This is a genomic window from Dactylosporangium sp. NPDC051484, from assembly GCF_040689395.1.
In the GTDB taxonomy this organism is placed as follows: Bacteria; Actinomycetota; Actinomycetes; order Mycobacteriales; family Micromonosporaceae; genus Dactylosporangium.
The window spans coordinates 180,199-196,503 of sequence record NZ_JBFAZX010000011.1 but is presented as its reverse complement, the minus strand read 5'-3'; the positions used below and the strand labels follow the sequence as shown (position 1 = coordinate 196,503).

The 16,305-nt window shown below is 68.1% G+C and carries 13 protein-coding genes, 1 pseudogene and 1 riboswitch; of the genes and pseudogenes, 12 read left to right on the top strand and 2 right to left on the bottom strand.

What is annotated here, in order from left to right; all coding sequences use genetic code 11:
- Positions 1-83 precede the first annotated feature (83 nt).
- From AB0367_RS20585 to AB0367_RS20560, 6 genes are all read left to right on the top strand, one after another.
- On the top strand, positions 84-1,253 hold the full coding sequence (locus tag AB0367_RS20585; RefSeq protein WP_366227956.1) for a CoA transferase: 1,170 nt from the start codon (positions 84-86) through the stop codon (positions 1,251-1,253).
- Positions 1,254-1,541: 288 nt separating this feature from the next.
- Complete coding sequence (locus AB0367_RS20580) at positions 1,542-1,655, top strand: acyl-CoA dehydrogenase family protein (protein ID WP_366227955.1); 114 nt, start codon at positions 1,542-1,544, stop codon at positions 1,653-1,655.
- A gap of 37 nt (positions 1,656-1,692) precedes the next feature.
- Positions 1,693-2,199: a MaoC family dehydratase gene (locus AB0367_RS20575; RefSeq protein WP_366227954.1), complete on the top strand. Its 507-nt coding sequence runs from the start codon at positions 1,693-1,695 to the stop codon at positions 2,197-2,199.
- Complete coding sequence (locus AB0367_RS20570; RefSeq protein ID WP_366227953.1) at positions 2,196-3,050, top strand: CoA ester lyase; 855 nt, start codon at positions 2,196-2,198, stop codon at positions 3,048-3,050. The genes AB0367_RS20575 and AB0367_RS20570 overlap by 4 nt, the downstream gene beginning before the upstream one ends.
- Positions 3,051-3,054: 4 nt before the next feature.
- Positions 3,055-4,611 (top strand): carboxyl transferase domain-containing protein, encoded by a 1,557-nt coding sequence (locus AB0367_RS20565; protein WP_366227952.1) that lies wholly within the window; start codon positions 3,055-3,057, stop codon positions 4,609-4,611.
- 5 nt (positions 4,612-4,616) lie between these two features.
- Positions 4,617-6,587, top strand: coding sequence for a biotin carboxylase N-terminal domain-containing protein (locus AB0367_RS20560; RefSeq protein ID WP_366227951.1), 1,971 nt, complete (start codon positions 4,617-4,619; stop codon positions 6,585-6,587).
- A gap of 98 nt (positions 6,588-6,685) precedes the next feature.
- Here AB0367_RS20560 and AB0367_RS20555 read toward each other — a convergent pair.
- Positions 6,686-7,069, bottom strand: a pseudogene (locus tag AB0367_RS20555) (acyl-CoA dehydrogenase family protein); the annotation flags it as partial.
- Between the two features lie 62 nt (positions 7,070-7,131).
- Between AB0367_RS20555 and AB0367_RS20550 the strand changes: the two are divergent.
- Positions 7,132-8,277 carry a histidine kinase gene (locus AB0367_RS20550; RefSeq protein ID WP_366227950.1) on the top strand — a complete coding sequence of 382 codons (1,146 nt, stop codon included), beginning with the start codon at positions 7,132-7,134 and terminating at the stop codon, positions 8,275-8,277.
- 248 nt (positions 8,278-8,525) lie between these two features.
- Here the strand turns inward: AB0367_RS20550 and AB0367_RS20545 are convergent, their stop codons facing one another.
- The gene (locus tag AB0367_RS20545) at positions 8,526-8,759 is read right to left on the bottom strand and encodes an integrase core domain-containing protein (RefSeq protein ID WP_366227949.1); all 234 of its coding nucleotides are present in this window, start codon (positions 8,757-8,759) and stop codon (positions 8,526-8,528) included.
- Positions 8,760-9,182: 423 nt separating this feature from the next.
- A riboswitch (SAM riboswitch) is annotated at positions 9,183-9,292 on the top strand.
- A gap of 198 nt (positions 9,293-9,490) precedes the next feature.
- Here AB0367_RS20545 and AB0367_RS20540 point away from each other — a divergent pair.
- The 5 genes from AB0367_RS20540 (at position 9,491) to AB0367_RS20520 (ending at position 15,997) form a co-directional block, all read left to right on the top strand.
- Positions 9,491-10,729 (top strand): LLM class flavin-dependent oxidoreductase, encoded by a 1,239-nt coding sequence (locus tag AB0367_RS20540; RefSeq protein ID WP_366227948.1) that lies wholly within the window; start codon positions 9,491-9,493, stop codon positions 10,727-10,729.
- A gap of 18 nt (positions 10,730-10,747) precedes the next feature.
- Positions 10,748-12,139: an NtaA/DmoA family FMN-dependent monooxygenase gene (locus tag AB0367_RS20535; RefSeq protein ID WP_366227947.1), complete on the top strand. Its 1,392-nt coding sequence runs from the start codon at positions 10,748-10,750 to the stop codon at positions 12,137-12,139.
- A gap of 61 nt (positions 12,140-12,200) precedes the next feature.
- Positions 12,201-13,592: an NtaA/DmoA family FMN-dependent monooxygenase gene (locus tag AB0367_RS20530; RefSeq protein ID WP_366227946.1), complete on the top strand. Its 1,392-nt coding sequence runs from the start codon at positions 12,201-12,203 to the stop codon at positions 13,590-13,592.
- A 76-nt stretch (positions 13,593-13,668) separates the two neighbouring features.
- Entirely contained in the window at positions 13,669-14,805 is a 1,137-nt protein-coding gene (locus tag AB0367_RS20525) for an LLM class flavin-dependent oxidoreductase (protein WP_366227945.1), read from the top strand.
- A gap of 25 nt (positions 14,806-14,830) precedes the next feature.
- The gene (locus tag AB0367_RS20520; protein WP_366227944.1) at positions 14,831-15,997 is read left to right on the top strand and encodes an LLM class flavin-dependent oxidoreductase; all 1,167 of its coding nucleotides are present in this window, start codon (positions 14,831-14,833) and stop codon (positions 15,995-15,997) included.
- Positions 15,998-16,305 lie beyond the last annotated feature (308 nt).

The window sequence follows — 16,305 nt, the reverse complement described above, 5'->3', positions numbered from 1 at the left end:
GTCCCGTAGGCAATAGCTGCTGCGGATCAACCATGAGCTGCCCGGATCTGTCCCGGGTAGATTGCTCCCAAGGATGGCACGGTATGTTAGGTTCGGCGGATGACAATTGTGAGGCGCTGAGTGGTCTAAGAGTCTTAGATTTGTCGAGAGTTTTGGCGGGACCTTATTGCACGCAGATGCTCGGAGACCACGGTGCGACCGTCATAAAGGTTGAAGGTCCAGCGGGCGATGAGACCCGTACTTTCGGCCCGTACCTTCGCGACGGGAGGAGCGCCTATTTTGAGGCTCTCAATCGTAACAAGCGGAATATCTGCCTTGATCTTTCGTCTGATGCCGGAAGGGCGGTCCTGTGGGACCTACTGGAGACGGCGGATGTTGTCGTTGAAAACTTCAAAGTCGGCACCATGGCTAAGTGGGGATTCAGCTACGAGGAAGTCCTGGCCGACCGGTATCCTAAGCTGATCTACTGTCAGATTACAGGGTTCGGCGTAGACGGCCCTCTGGGCGGGATGCCCGGGTATGATGCCGCTCTTCAAGCATACGGCGGACTGATGAGTGTTAACGGGGAGGCCGATGGTCAACCGCTTCGCATCGGTGTGCCGATTGTTGATATCGTGACTGGTCTACACGCATTTTCTGGCATTCTTCTAGCTTTGAATGAGCGGGCGCGTTCCGGGCTAGGGCAACTCGTCGACTGTACCCTCATTGATACTGCCATCAGTCTCTTGATGCCGCATTCCTCTGGCTGGCTTGGAACCGGTGCGCTCCCTGTTCGTACCGGAGGTGCGCATCCGGGTATAGCTCCATATGAGAGCTTCGCTACTCGTTCAGGACCCATCTTTATTGGTGCGGCGAACGATAGGCAGTTTACTGTCCTTTGCGAGGTGCTCGGCGCTCATGAACTTGCCGAGGCGGCAGATTATCGATCGAACCGTGATCGCCTAGCTAATGTTGTGGCGCTACGCAGCGCATTGCGTGCTCTTATTGCTCCGTGGCGGGCTGAGGCGCTGAGTGAGACGCTTTTGGAGCGCGGAGTTGCCGCCTCTCCTGTAAACACGGTCGCTGATGCACTGCTGTCGGCGCAAGCTCAGCACCGTTCGATGGTTGTCACTCTTCCGGAATATCAAGGAGTGGGGATTCCCATCAAGTTGAGTAGGACGCCGGGTTCAGTGAGATCTGCTCCTGCCGCCCGCGGGGCTGACAGCGATGTGATTAAAGATCAGCTCGATATTCGCTGCACGGGCTCGGTGTGATGCACAGGAGGTCGTGACTGCTTCGTTCACGGGCAGCCGCTCGACCTGCAGGATTTGAGGCTGTGAAGTCGACGTTCAGCGGCCCCTTTATGTCGGCCGACTTCATCTCCTACCGCCGGTCGCACATCATGGGAGGGTCACGGGTTGCTCACATCAACGGGATGCCGTCGGGCGGGACGGTTGGCGGCTGCTGGTACGGGCGCTAGGTGTACCGGTCCCGGACCTTGTACGCAGTTCGATGATCTTGACATAAGGGAGAGGCTCGGTTGAGTGCGACTTGTCTAGATCATGAGGACCTTCCGTCGCGTCGTTCGCGACTTCGCCGAGGAGCGGATCGCGCCCCACGTCGCGCAGTGGGACAGGGACCAGCACTTCCCCAGTCAGATGTCCAGCGGATGCTGAACGCCCGCGGCCTCGGCCTTCCGGTGGAGGGAGCACTATGAGTGACACGACAATGCAGCCGAGCGACGAGCAGCCTAAGCGGATCGTGCAGCGTGGACTGTGGTTCGAGGAGTTCGAGGTCGGCACCATCTACGAGCACCGGCCCGGCCGGACGGTCACCGAGGCAGACAACGTGTTGTTCACGACGCTGACGATGAACACCCAGCCGCTTCATCTGGACGCGCACGAGAGCGGGCAGCAGCCGCCGTTCCACGAGCGCCTGGTGAACTCGATGTTCACCCTTTCGACGTTGGTCGGGCTTTCGGTGGCGCAGCTGACCCAGGGCACGATCGTGGCCAACCTCGGCTTCACCGAGGTGAAGTTCCCGGCGCCCGTGCGCCACGGGGACACGCTGTACGCCGAGACCCACGTGCTGGACAAGCGCCCCTCCTCCAGCCGCCCGGGTGAGGGCGTGGTGACCCTTCAACACATCGCCCGCAACCAGCACGGAGGCGTCGTGGCGATGGCGACGCGCAACACCCTGGTCAGGATGGCACCCCGATGAGTGAGCAGACCGACTGGCAGCCCGGCCCGGGTTGGCTCTTCTGTCCCGCGGACCGTCCCGATCGCTACACCAAGGCGCTTGCCGCGGCCGACGTGGTCATCGTGGACCTCGAGGACGCCGTCGCGCCTGATCGCAAGTACGAGGCCCGCGACGCGCTGCGCGGACTCGTCCGTTGCGGAACGTTCGATCCTGAGCGGACGGTGGTGCGGATCAACGGCGCCGACAGTGCGGAGCACGCCGCCGACGTGCATCTCATCGCCGAGCTGTCCCTGCCGCGGGTCATGCTGGCCAAGGCCGAGCGCCCCGACGACGCTTGCGCGCTGGGGTGCGCAGTCATCGCGCTGGTCGAGACAGCTCGAGGTATCGAGTGGGTGGGCGCGCTCGCCGAGGTGCCGAACGTGATCGGTCTCATGTGGGGCGCGGACGACCTCGTGGCGAGCATGGGCGGAACCTCGAGCCGGCGGGCGGACGGCGGCTACCGTGACGTCGCCCGCTATGCCCGCTCCCGTTCCCTGGTCGCGGCCAAGGCGTGCGGCCTGCTCGCGCTCGACGCGGTCCACATGGACATCGCCGACACCGAGGGGCTGGCCACCGAGTGCGAGGACGCGGTGGCGGTCGGCTTCGACGCCACCGTGGCGATCCACCCCTCGCAGGTGGCGGTGATCCGGGCCGCTTACCGGCCCAGTGCCGAGCGACTCGCCTGGGCGCAGCGGCTGCTGGCCCACGTCGGCGCGGACCGTGGTGTGACGACGTTCGAGGGCCGGATGGTCGACGGCCCGATCTTCACGCAGGCCGAGCGCTTGATCCGCCTTGCCGCGCTGAGCGGTGCGAACGGATCGATGAAGGAGTGAGCTGATGGAGACCCTTCGTGATGCCACCGGGCAGCTGCGCGAGCGGCTGGTGCGGGCGCGCCAGGGCGGCAGCGAGTCCGCCCGTCGCAAGCACACCGGCCGCGGCAAGCTGCTGGTCCGCGACCGGATCGACCACCTGCTCGACCCGGGCAGCCCGTTCCTGGAGCTCAGCCCGCTGGCCGCCTACGGCATGTACGGCGCCGACCCGTGGACGGTGCCGAGCGCGGGTCTGGTGACCGGCATCGGCCGGGTGGCCGGGCGCGAGGTGATGGTGGTGGCCAACGACGCCACCGTCAAGGGCGGCAGCTACTACCCGATGACGGTAAAGAAGCACCTGCGGGCGCAGGCGATCGCTGCCCAGAACCGGCTCCCGTGCATCGCCCTGGTCGACTCCGGTGGCGCGAACCTGCCGATGCAGGACGAGGTCTTCCCCGACCGCGAGCACTTCGGCCGGATCTTCTTCAACCAGGCGAACCTGTCGGCGCAGGGCGTGCCGCAGATTGCGGCGGTGATGGGGTCGTGCACCGCGGGTGGTGCCTACGTGCCGGCGATGTCGGACGAGACGGTGATCGTGCGCAACCAGGGCACGATCTTCCTGGGCGGTCCGCCGCTGGTGAAGGCCGCCACCGGTGAGGTGGTGAGTGCTGAGGATCTCGGTGGCGGTGACGTGCACGCCCGCAAGTCCGGTGTGGTGGACCACCTGGCCGAAGACGACGACCACGCGCTGGAGATCCTGCGCTCGATCGTGGCCACCTTCGACCGGCCCAGCTTTGACGGGCACAGTGCCGGATGGCTGACGCCGGTGGCCAGCGAGGAGCCCGCCGAGGACCCGGCCACCATCTACGACGTGATCCCGGCCGATGCCCGCACGCCGTACGACGTGCGCGAGGTGATCCGGCGCATCGTCGACGGCTCCCGGCTGCAGGAGTTCAAGGCCCTCTACGGCGAGACCCTGGTGTGCGGGTTCGTCAGCATCCACGGCTACAAGGTCGGGGTCGTGGCCAACAACGGCATCCTGTTCAGCGAGTCCGCACTCAAGGGCGCTCACTTCATCGAGCTGTGCAACCAGCGCGGCATCCCACTGCTGTTCCTGCAGAACATCACCGGCTTCATGGTCGGACGCGAGTACGAGAACCGCGGCATCGCCAAGGACGGCGCCAAGCTCGTCACCGCCGTCGCCTGCTCGGTGGTACCGAAGTTCACCGTGGTCATCGGCGGATCGTATGGCGCGGGCAACTACGGCATGTGCGGACGCGCCTACGACCCGCGGTTCCTGTGGATGTGGCCCAACGCCCGCATCGCGGTGATGGGCGGCGAACAGGCCGCATCCGTGCTGGCCACGGTGCGCAGCGACCTCGCCACCGAGGAGGAGGTCGAGGCTTTCAAGGCCCCGATCCGGGCGCAATACGACGAGCAGTCCTCGGCCTACTACTCCACCGCGCGGATCTGGGACGACGGGATCATCGACCCGGCCGACACCAGGCGCGTGCTCGGCATGGCGCTGGCCACCGCGGCCAATGCGCCCATCCCCACCCCGAATTACGGCATCTTCAGGATGTGATGACCATGACCACGACTGTCTGCACCGGCACGCTCTCCATCCGGTCGGTCCTGGTCGCCAACCGCGGCGAGATCGCCCTGCGGGTCTTCCGCACCGCACACCGACTGGGCCTGCGCACCATCGCCATCTACACCGACCTCGACGCCTTCGCACCCCATGTGCGGGCCGCCGACGTCGCCGTACCGGTGCCGAGCTATCTCGACATCGACGCCGTCGTGGCCGCCGCGGTCGCCACCGGCGCCGATGCGGTCCATCCCGGCTACGGATTCCTCTCCGAGCGGGCCGCGTTCGCGGCCGCCCTGGAGGCCAAAGGCATCACGCTGGCCGGCCCCAGCGCCCGTGTGATGGAGCTGATGGGCCGCAAGGACGCCGCCCGCGGCGTCGCGGTCGCCGCCGGGGTGCCCGTCGTGCCCGCCTACGCCCTCGACGACGACCCGGCCTCCTTCGCCTACCCGATCCTGGTCAAGGCCGCCGCCGGCGGTGGCGGCAAGGGCATGCGCGTGGTCGACTCCGCCGCGGACTTCGCCGAGGCCGTCGCCGCGGCCGGCCGCGAGGCCGCCAGCTCCTTCGGCGACGACACCCTGCTGGTGGAGAAGTACGTCGAGTCCGGCCGCCACATCGAGGTCCAGGTCATGGGCGACGCCCACGGCACCGTGCTCCACCTGTGGGAGCGGGACTGCTCGACCCAGCGCCGCCACCAGAAGGTGCTGGAGGAGGCACCCGCCCCCACCATCGACGCCGACCTGCGTGGGCGGCTGTGCACCGCCGCGGCCGATCTCGCCCGCCAGGTCGGATACGTCGGCGCGGGCACGGTCGAGTTCCTGCTCGACACCGCGACCAACGAGTTCTACTTCCTGGAGATGAACACCCGCCTCCAGGTCGAGCACCCCGTCACCGAGGCCATCACCGGCCTGGACCTGGTGGAGCTGCAACTGCAGGTGGCCGACGGGCAGCCGCTCCCGTTCGCCCAGGAGCAGATTCGCAGCCAGGGCCACGCGATCGAGGCCCGGGTCTACGCCGAGGACGCCTTCGGCGGGTTCCTGCCCCAGGCCGGCGCCGCCACCCACGTCCGCTGGCCGCACCAGGCGGCCCGGGTCGACCACGCCCTGGAGTCCGGCCAGGTCGTCAGCACCTCGTATGACCCGATGCTGGCAAAGGTGATCGTGCACGGTCCCGACCGGGAGAGCGCCCGCCGTGGCCTGATCGCGGCGCTGGACGAGACCATGGTCCTAGGGCTGACCACCAATACCGGCTTCCTGCGAGCGCTGCTAGCGACCGACGAGTTCCGCGACGCGACCATCGACACGGCGTGGCTGGACCACCACGATGTCGAGGCCCCGGACGTGGTCCCGGCCCGCGCGGCTGCCGCGTGGCACCTGGCCACCCACCCCGCCGCCCACGGCCGGGACAGCGGCTCGCCATTCGCTGCCGATGGGTTTCGTATCGCCGGCGATGCCGCTGCGGTACGTGTCCCGCTCGACCGGCCGGTGCTCGTCGATCCGCACCGGCACATCGCCGACGGGGTGTCGCTGCGTGAGCTCGAGGACACGACAGTCGACACGACGGCTGATGCTGAGAGCGTTGCGCGCGTGGTCGTCGACATGGAGGGCACCGGCCGTACCACGGTGTTCGTGCGGCCACTGCGGCACGGTGCCGAGGTGACCTGGCGCGGTCAGCGCTGGGTCCTGGTGCCGCCCGACCGCGCAGCAGGCGGTGCGGCCGCTCGCAGCGACGGCACCGTCGCCGCACCGATGCCCGGCACCGTGCTCGACGTGCGCGTCGCCGTCGGCGACCCGGTCGCGGCCGGCGACGTACTGGGCGTGATGGAGGCGATGAAGATGGAGCTGGCGCTCAAGGCGCCTCACGAGGGCACCGTGACCACGGTGGCCGTCCACGTGGGTAGCCAGGTCAGCCTCGGCGCCCGCCTGTTCGAGGTCGCCGCGCGGGAACCTGATGAGAAGGGAACGAATCATTAAAGATCTTTCGATATTTGGTGAGTCGTTGCGGGTCGATGCCGTTGGCGGGTAACACAATCATGGTCAGTCGGCGCAGACCGCGTCGCGGTGGCATAGGCGCCGAGCACTTGGACGGCGTCGGTGGTGACGCGCATAGCTGTGTCTGTGGCGAACAGCTTGGCCTGGGCGGCCACGACGGTGACGTCGTGTCCGGCGTCGCGTTCCCGGGCCGCGTGGTGCAGCAGCTGCCGGGCGGCCTGGATCTGCGTGGACATGTCGGCCAGCAGGAACCCGACGCCCTGGAAGGCGATCACGGGCTGGCCGAACTGCTGACGCTTCTTGGCGTACGCGGTGGCGTGCCCGAGCGCGGCCTGTGCCAGCCCGACGGCGCAGGCGGCCAGGCCGAGGCGGCCTTGGGCGAACACCTCGCCGGCGACGAGCATGCCGCGGTTGGGCCGTCCGAGGACCCGGCCGGCGGGCACGCGCACGTCGTCGAACACGATCCGCTCCGGAACCTGATGATCGTGATCTACCGAGTGGTCAACAAGAAATAGAGTTCTCCGGCATGAGCACACGATGGCACTTCGTGGACCGTATGGCCCCGAGCTGGCTGGTCGTGCAGCTGCTCGGCACGGCAGTGCTGCTCTTCACGTTGTTCACCGCCCGCGAGGACACGCTCGGGGTCTGGGCGGTGTACTCCGTCGCGATGCTCGCCTGGCTGACGTTCATCGTGGCCGACCCGTGGCACCGGCGGCTCGCCAACGCCGCCCTGGCGGTGAGCGCGATGCTGCCGGTGTTCGTGGTCGGTGCCGCGGACGACGCGACCGCGCTGGTGATGATCTGTGTGGTGCTCAGCCGGTTCGCGTCGCTGACCTCGCCGAGCGGCACCGCGATCGTGGTGCTGGTTGGGCTGGTCGTCGCGGGTAGCGCCGTCGCCTTTCTGACCACCGGGCATACCTGGCCAGACGCCATCGGCTATCCCGGCCTGATCCTGCTGGTGACGCTGTTCGGCCTGCACCGCCGCCAGTACGAACTGCGCACCGACCAGGCGGAGGAGCTGCTCCGGCAGACCGAACTGGCCCAGCAGGAGAAGGCGCGAGCCGCGGCCCTGGACGAGCGCGCCCGTATCGCCCGCGAGATGCATGACGTGCTGGCGCATTCGCTCGGCGCGCTGGGCATGCAGCTGAAGGTAGCCGAGGCGCTGCTATCCGAGCGGGGTGACACGGCCGCCGCCCTGGAGCGGGTGCGCCGGTCGAACCGGTTGGCCGAGGAGGGCCTGATGGAGGCGCGCAACGCGGTGGCGGCCCTGCGCGGGGACGTGCCGTCGCTGCCGGAGGCGGTGGCGGATCTGGTCGACGCGTTCGGTCGGGACCACCAGACCGCGATCGACCTGCGGGTGGTATCGCAGCCGCGGACGGTGTCGACGGCGTCGACGGTCCCGCTGGTGCGGACATTGCGCGAGGCCCTGACGAACGCGGCCAGGCATGCCCCGGGGCAGCCGGTCGAGGTGACGCTGGACTTCTCCGGCGAGCGGATCTCTCTGGACGTTGCCACTGGCCGTCCGGTGCCGGTGCCGCCGCGGGCGGAGGGCCCGTCGGGTTACGGACTGACCGGGATGCGCGAGCGGCTGGCGTTGGTCGGTGGCACGCTCATCGCCGGTGAACGCGACGACGGCGCGGGCTGGCGGGTCACCGCCGAGGTTCCGGGGTGACCCGCCAGCCCGCGAGCGGCCTGTTCAGGCGTGCGAGCAACGCAGGTCGGTCGGACGTCATTTCTGGCTCTGTCGACGATCTTGTGACTGGGTGGCTAGTGGCTTACCAGTACTCGCTTCCGTAGGAGGCCGCGTACGCGACGCCGGACTGGCTGTGCGTGATCGGCTGTTGGCCCTCCGGGCTGTGTTCTGCGCTTCCGGCCGTACGGGTTCTTGTCGGGAATGGCCTGTCTCGTGCGGACGGGGCCTCACTCGGTATGCCAGGCCGTCATTTTGTGCGACAGGTACAGGGTGGTGAGGGCGGTCAGGTTGCCCAGGCTGTCTGGAAGGACGGTCAGCTGGTTGGGGTGGTAGAGGGCCTCGTACTCGGCGGGTGGGCGGTAGTCGCAGGCTTCGTGGAGCCGGCGGTGGTTGTACCAGTCGACCCATTCGAGTGTGGCAATTCTGGCTGGTCTGGGTGTGCCAGGGTCCTTGTCTGGCAACGAGTTCGGTCTTGTAGAGGCCGATCACGGTCTCGGCGAGGGCGTTGTCGTAGGAGTCGCCGACGGTCCCGGCGGACAGTTGGGCGCCGGCGAGTTCAACCTCACGGGTGTAGCGGAGGGACGGATATTTGTGGGTCCCGTAGACGCGGTAGTTGGCGTCGTAGGTGGCCTGGATGCGCCGGCACAGCTCGTCGTCACGAGCAGGTCGAGCAGCGGCTTGCCGTCGCCGGCGACGTAGGCGCGGACCGCACCGCCCGACGCGGCGGCCGGCGGGAGCGCGACGTGTGCCGGGTCGGGTGTGGTGTCGCGGTGGAATCCCACGTGGGGGGGCCATGGCGCCGCCAACCCGGGAATTGCCCGCGATTCCCTAGTGTTCCTATAGGCATTGGACAAGATCTCGCGTCGCATATAAGGTCATGAACAGGTTATGAGTGTCAGCGTCAAGCCCTGGCTTGCTGGCCGGCAACCCTCCGTCGCGGTGGGGTGCTCCAGGTGACGACCCGGCGGACACTCATGTACCGCAAGCGCGAGCGGCGTGCGGTGGTGCGCCAGGTGGAGGGCAGGCTCATGACGGCACATTGATCTGCATCGCGTGGCCGCCTCGTTGTGTCGCACGCCGCTGGTTGTCCGCCGCACTCGGTAGTCCACCAACTCATCCACGAGCGCGCGGCCTGCTGGCATCGACCGGTCCTTGACCGCATTTCTGGTCCGTCTCGACGAAAGCGAACCTCATGTCTGACTCGTCCGATCTCCTACGTCTGGCCGTCGCCTTGGACGGTGTCGGCTGGCACCCCGCCGCATGGCGTGAGCCCGACGCCCGCCCGCTGGACCTGTTCACGCCGAAGTACTGGGTGGAACAGGTGCAGCAGGCCGAACGCGGTCTGCTCGACTTCGTCACGATCGAGGATGCGCTGCGGTTGCAGTCCGACGATCCACTGCAGCCGGACGAGCGCGCCGACCGGGTCCGTGGCCGCCTCGACGCGACGCTCATCGCGGCCCGCGTCGCGCCGGTGACGAGCCACATCGGTCTGGTGCCGACGGCGACCGTCAATCACACCGAGCCGTTCCATCTGTCCAAGGCGATCGCCACGATCGACTACGCCAGCACCGGCCGCGCCGGCGTTCGGGTGCAGTTGGACGCCCGCGCCGACACCAACGCTCATTTCGGGCGTCGCGAGATCCCACCGCTGCGCCGCGAGGACTACGCCAACATCCAGGCCGGCATCGAGACTCCGGAATTGCAGCAGTGGCTGCGCGACGCCTTCGACGAGGCCGCCGACTATGTCGAGGTGCTGCGCCGGCTCTGGGACAGCTGGGAGGACGACGCGGAGATCCGTGACGTGGCCACCGGCAGGTTCATCGACCGGGACAAGCTGCACTACATCGAATTCCAGGGCCGCTGGTTCTCCGTGAAGGGCCCCTCGATCACCCCGCGGCCTCCGCAGGGGCAGCCGATCGTCACCGCGCTGGGCCACGCGACGGTCCCGTACCAGCTCATCGCCCGCTCCACCGACGTCGGTTTCGTCACGCCACACGACGCCGTACAGGCGGCGGCGATCGTTTCGGAGATCCGTGCGGAGCAGCGGGCGGCCGCGCGCGCGGACGAGACGGTCCACGTCTTCGGCGACATCGTCGTCTTCCTGGACGACAGCCGCGAGGCGGCCGTGGCCCGCAAGCAGCGGTTGGACGAGCGGGCCGGGGCCGAATACGGCAGCGACGCTCTGATCTTCACCGGAACCCCGGCCGAGCTGGCCGACCTGCTGCTGGACTGGCAGGCCGCCGGGCTCAGCGGCTTCCGCCTCCGCCCCGCCGCGGTGCCGCACGACCTGGCCCAGATCACTGACGGGCTCGTCCCCGAGCTGCAGCGCCGCGGCGCCTTCCGCACCGCCTACGAAGCAACGACCCTCCGTGGGCTTCTCGGCCTGCCTCACCCGGCCAACCGATACGCCACCACCGCCGCCGCGGCCTGAGCCGGCAGCGATCACTCCATGAGCACGCCACTGAAACAGGTGCACCTGGCAGCGGGATTCCCCGGTGTCAACAACACCACCGTGTGGAGCGAACCTGCCGCGGGTAGCCAGATCGCGTTCGACTCGTTCCGGCATGTCGCCCAGACGGCCGAGCGGGGCAAGTTCGACTTCTTCTTCCTGGCCGAGGGACTGCGGCTGCGTGAACAGGGCGGGAAGATCTACGACCTGGACATCGTCGGGCGGCCCGACACGTTCACCGTGCTGGCCGCCCTGGCGGCCGTGACCGAGCGCATCGGCCTGGCCGGCACGATCAACTCCACGTTCAACGAGCCCTACGAGCTCGCCCGGCAGTTCGCCAGCCTGGACTGGCTCTCAGACGGCCGAGCGGCGTGGAACGTGGTCACCAGCTGGGACGCGTTCACCGGGGAGAACTTCCGCCGCGGCGGCTATCTGCCCCAGGACCAGCGCTATGCGCGAGCGAAGGCATTCCTGCAGACCGCGGGCGAACTGTGGGACTCCTGGCGCGGCGACGAGATCCTCGCCGACAAGGCGTCCGGGCAGTTCCTCGCCACGCCGACGCCCGGGGCGTTCGCGCACGCCGACGCGCAGTTCGACATCCGCGGCCAGTTCAACGTGCCCCGCAGCCCGCAAGGTCGTCCCGTGGTCCTGCAGGCCGGCGAGTCCGACGAAGGGCGCGAGTTCGCGGCGTCGTCCGCCGACGTGATCTTCTCCCAGTACTCGCAGTACGACGAGGCACGGGCGTTCTACACCGACGTGAAGAACCGTCTCGCCAGGTACGGACGCAGCCGAGACGACCTGCTGATTCTCCCGGCGACCGGGTTCGTCCTGGGCGACACCGACGCCGAGGCGGCCGAACTTGCCCGTGAGGTGCGGCTGGCGCAGGTCTCACCTGCGACCACGATCAAGTTTCTCGAACAGCTGTGGAACACCGACCTGTCCGACCACGACCCCGACGGGCCGCTGCCGGCGTTCGACCCGGTGGTCAGCGACGTCGACGGCCTGATCGCCAGGGGCAACGCCGGAGCCCGCCGGTTCGCCAAGGACCGCATCGGCCTGGCCAACCAGTGGCGCGCCAAGGCCGCAGCCGAGAACCTGACCAGCCGCGAACTGATCATCGAGGTCACCGCCCGCAACATCTTCGTCGGCTCGCCGGCCACGGTCGCCGACCAGATCGACCGGTTCGTCCAGCAGGACGCCAGCGACGGATTCATCATCGGCGCCCACGTCGTCCCGGCAGGCCTGGACCCCTTCGTCGACAAGGTGATCCCGCTGCTGCAGGAACGCGGCGTCTACCGCACTGAGTACGCGGGAACGACGCTGCGTGACCACCTCGGCCTCACGCCACTGGCAGCGCCCGCGACCCACACGTCGACCCGGATCAGCGCATGACACCCGGCACGCCGCGCCGCGTCGCGACACGGTTCGCGGCCAGCACTCCTGAGAGGTAGACATGTCCAAGCCGATCAAGCAGGTCCACCTGGCTGCCCACTTCCCGGGTGTTAACAACATAACCGTGTGGAGTGACCCGGCCGGCGGCAGCCACATCGAGTTCGAGAGCTTCAAGCACTTCGCGCAGACCGCCGAGCGGGGCAGGTTCGACTTCCTGTTCCTGGCAGAGGGGCTGCGGCTGCGCGAACAGGGCGGGAAGATCTACGACCTGGACGTCGTCGGGCGGCCCGACACCTTCACGGTACTGGCCGCGATCGCCGCGGTCACCGAGCACATCGGGGTGACCGGAACGATCAACTCCACGTTCAACGAGCCCTATGAGGTGGCGCGGCAGTTCGCCAGCCTGGACTGGCTCTCCGATGGCCGGGCGGCGTGGAACGTGGTCACCAGCTGGGACGCGTTCACGGGGGAGAACTTCCGTCGCGGCGGCTACCTGCCCCAGGATCAGCGTTACGAGCGGGCCGAGACGTTCCTGCAGACCGCGATCGAGCTGTGGGACTCGTGGCGAGGGGACGAGATCGTCGCCGACAAGGAGACCGGCCGCTTCCTGTCCACCCCGGCACCGGGACGCTTCGTCCACCGGGATGCGCACTTCGACATCGCCGGGCAGTTCAACGTGCCGCGCAGCCCGCAGGGCCGCCCGGTGATCCTTCAGGCCGGCGACTCCGACGCGGGGCGTGAGTTCGCCGCCGCCCAGGCAGACGCGATCTTCACGAGCCGCACGCAGCTCGAGGCCGGGCAGGCGTTCTACACCGACGTGAAGAACCGACTGGCCAAGTACGGCCGCACCTGGGACCAGCTGCTGATCCTGCCCGCGGCGACCTTCGTGCTGGGCGATACGGACGCCGAGGCCGCCGAGATCGCCCAGCAGGTGCGACTCGCGCAGGTCTCGCCGCGGACCGCGATCGCGTTCCTCGAGCAGCTCTGGAACACCGACCTGTCCAGCTTCGATCCCGACGGTCCGCTGCCGAGCTTCGACCCGGTCGTCAGCGACGTCGACGGGTTGATCGCCCAGGGACGGGCCAGCGTCCGAAACTTCGCCAAGGACCCGATCGGCCTGGCCAACCAGTGGCGCGAGATCGCGGCGGCCAAGAACCTCTCCGCCCGCGAGCTGATCGTCGAGGTGACCGGCCGGCAGTCCTTCATCGGTTCGGCCGACACGATCGCGACGGCGATCAATCATCACGTGCAGGAGGACGCCAGCGACGGTTTCATCCTGGTCCCGCACATCACCCCGGCCGGACTGGATCCCTTCGTCGACAAGGTGGTGCCGCTGCTGCAGGAACGTGGCGTCTTCCGCACCGAGTACGAGGGCAGCACCCTGCGCGAGAACCTGGGCCTTGCCCCTGCCAGCGTGCAGAGCGGTGGCAGCGCCACCCGGGGGATCGCATGAGCGCGCCTCGGCGAGCGAATCACCGGCAGGGCAGGCGTGACGCTTCGTTCGCGCCCGTAGCGAAGCGAGGATGGCAATGAAGTTCATCACTATTACCCTGATCGTCCACGCCCCCGACCCGGCGACGGGCGCGCAGAAGTCGACCCATGACCGGTTCGCTGAGGTACTGAAGAACGCGCTGCTGGCCGAGGAACTCGGCTTCGACGGGTTCGGCGTCGGTGAGCGGCACGAGCGCCCCTTCATCTCGTCCTCACCGACCGTCGTGCTCAGCCACATCGCCGCGCTGACCGCGCGGATTCGGCTGTTCACGGCGGTCACCACCCTGAGCCTGCTCGACCCCGTCCGCGCCTTCGAGGACTACGCCACCCTCGACCACCTCTCCCAGGGCCGGCTGGACCTGATCATCGGCAAGGGCAATGGCGAGGCGCAGCGCAACCTGTTCAACGTCACGCCCGAGGACCAGTGGGACCGCAACGCCGAGTCCTACGAGGTGTTCCGCAGCCTCTGGCACGAGAACAAGATCACCTACGCCACCAAGTTCCGGCCGCAGCTGAACGACGCCGAGGTTTGGCCGCGGCCCTACCAGCGCCCGATCCGGATCTGGCACGGTAGCGCCACCAGTAGGGAATCGGTGGACCTGGCCGCCCGCTACGGCGATCCGCTGTTCTCCGCGAACGTCACCAACCCGATCGACCCGTACGCGGAGCTGATCGACTACTACCGCGAGCGCTGGGTGCACTACGGCCACGACCCGAAGCTGATCACCATCGGTGCCGGCAGCGCGGGTTACTACGCCGCCAGGAACAGCCAGGACGCGATCGAGACATACCGGCCGGTCTTCGCGGGTTACCTCAAGTTCGCCAAACGGCTCGGCGTCCCGCCGGTGTTCCCGACGCTGGAGGACTTCGTCGAGCGTTCGTCGGCGCTGATCGGCAGCCCCGCGCAGATCATCGACAAGGTACACCGCTACCACGAGCGGTTCGGCCACCAGGTGCTGCACCTGCAGGCGGACGCAGGCGGCCTGACCGACGCCCAGCACCGGGACAGCCTGGAACTGTTTCAGGCCGAGATCGCCCCTGTGCTCCGCCGGGAGATTCCCGACCCACCTCTGGGCTGGGAGTCCGGCCCGATCGTCTCCGACGAGGTGGCGGCCGGCACGCCGAGTACCGAGTCTGTCAGCGGCGTCGCCGCACCCATCACGGTCACCGGCTGAAGGACACGACATGACCCGTACGCCATTGGCCATCCTCGACCTCGTCCCGATCTCCACCGGCTCGAATGCGACCGAGGCACTGCGCAACAGCATCGACCTCGCCCAGCACGCCGAACGCGTCGGCTACGCGCGCTATTGGTTCGCCGAACATCACCTGAACCCCGGCGTGGCCGGCACCTCACCCGCGCTCGTGCTGGCTCTGACCGCGGCCGCCACATCGCGCATCCGCCTCGGCTCCGCCGCGGTGCAGATGGGCCACCGCACAGCCCTGTCGACAGTCGAGGAATTCGGTCTGCTCGACGCGTTGCACCCCGGCCGTTTCGACCTGGGGTTGGGCCGATCCGGCGGTAAGCCGAAGCTGCTCGACGGCGAACTGTCCGCCGGCGCCGGTGACGCGAAGCCGGTGCAGCCCAAGGTACCGGCGGGGGAGCAGGCGAAGGTCGTCGATGGCCGCCACCCGACCGGGCTGCGGATTCCGAAGCAGTTCTCGTTCCTCAAGCTGCTCGATTCACCCCGATTCGCCCTGCAGAAGCGGCTGGTCACCCTGCCGGAGGCGAAGCCGCAGGACTACGCCGAGCAGATCGACGACGTCCTGGCGCTGATCGCCGGGACCTACAAGTCGAGCGAAGGCGAAGAAGCGCACGTCGTGCCGGGGGAGGGAGCCGATCTGGAGATCTGGATCCTCGGCAGCAGCGGCGGCGAAAGCGCCGAGGTCGCTGGACGTCGCGGGGTGCGGTTCGCTGCGAACTACCACGTCAGCCCGGCCACTGTGCTGGAAGCGGTCGACGCCTACCGTGCGGCGTTCGTGCCGTCTCAGGTGCTGACGCAGCCCTACGTGTCCGTCAGCGCCGACGTCGTCGTCGCCGAGGACGAGGCCCACGCCCGGGAACTGTCCACCGGATACGGGCTGTGGGTGCGCAGCATCCGCACCGCCGAGGGCGCCATCCAGTTCCCGACACCCGAGCAGGCACGCCAACATCAGTGGACGGACGAGGAACGCGAACTGGTGCAGGACCGGACAGACACGCAGTTCGTCGGCTCACCCGCCCAGGTTGCGGACAAGCTTGAACAGCTCCGTGACGCCACCGGCGCGGACGAGCTCATCGTCACGACCATTACTCATGACCACGCTGACCGCGTCCGGTCACATGAGTTGCTGGCGCAGGAATGGGGACGGCGGGGATACCTGTGAGCACCGGGATCAGCCGGTAGAGCCGCGTATTGCTGTGTTACTGCGGCTTTCCCTATCATCCCGTGCTCCAGCGGTGGAGTGATCTCGGCGAACGCGAGGCAGCGTGCCGGATTGACCCGGGCGATGTCTTCCTGGTTGATCCCGATCATCGGGTCGACGCTCGGCTGACGTTGTACCCGGCGAGCAGTCTCGGCAGAAGCTCGGGCCAGAATCCGGCGAGGCGGCAGGTTCGCGCGCTTCGCGGTTACGGGCGTAGGCGCCCTGCGCCGCCGCATCATGTCTGCCTGTCCAGGCAGGCCGGTGTGCAC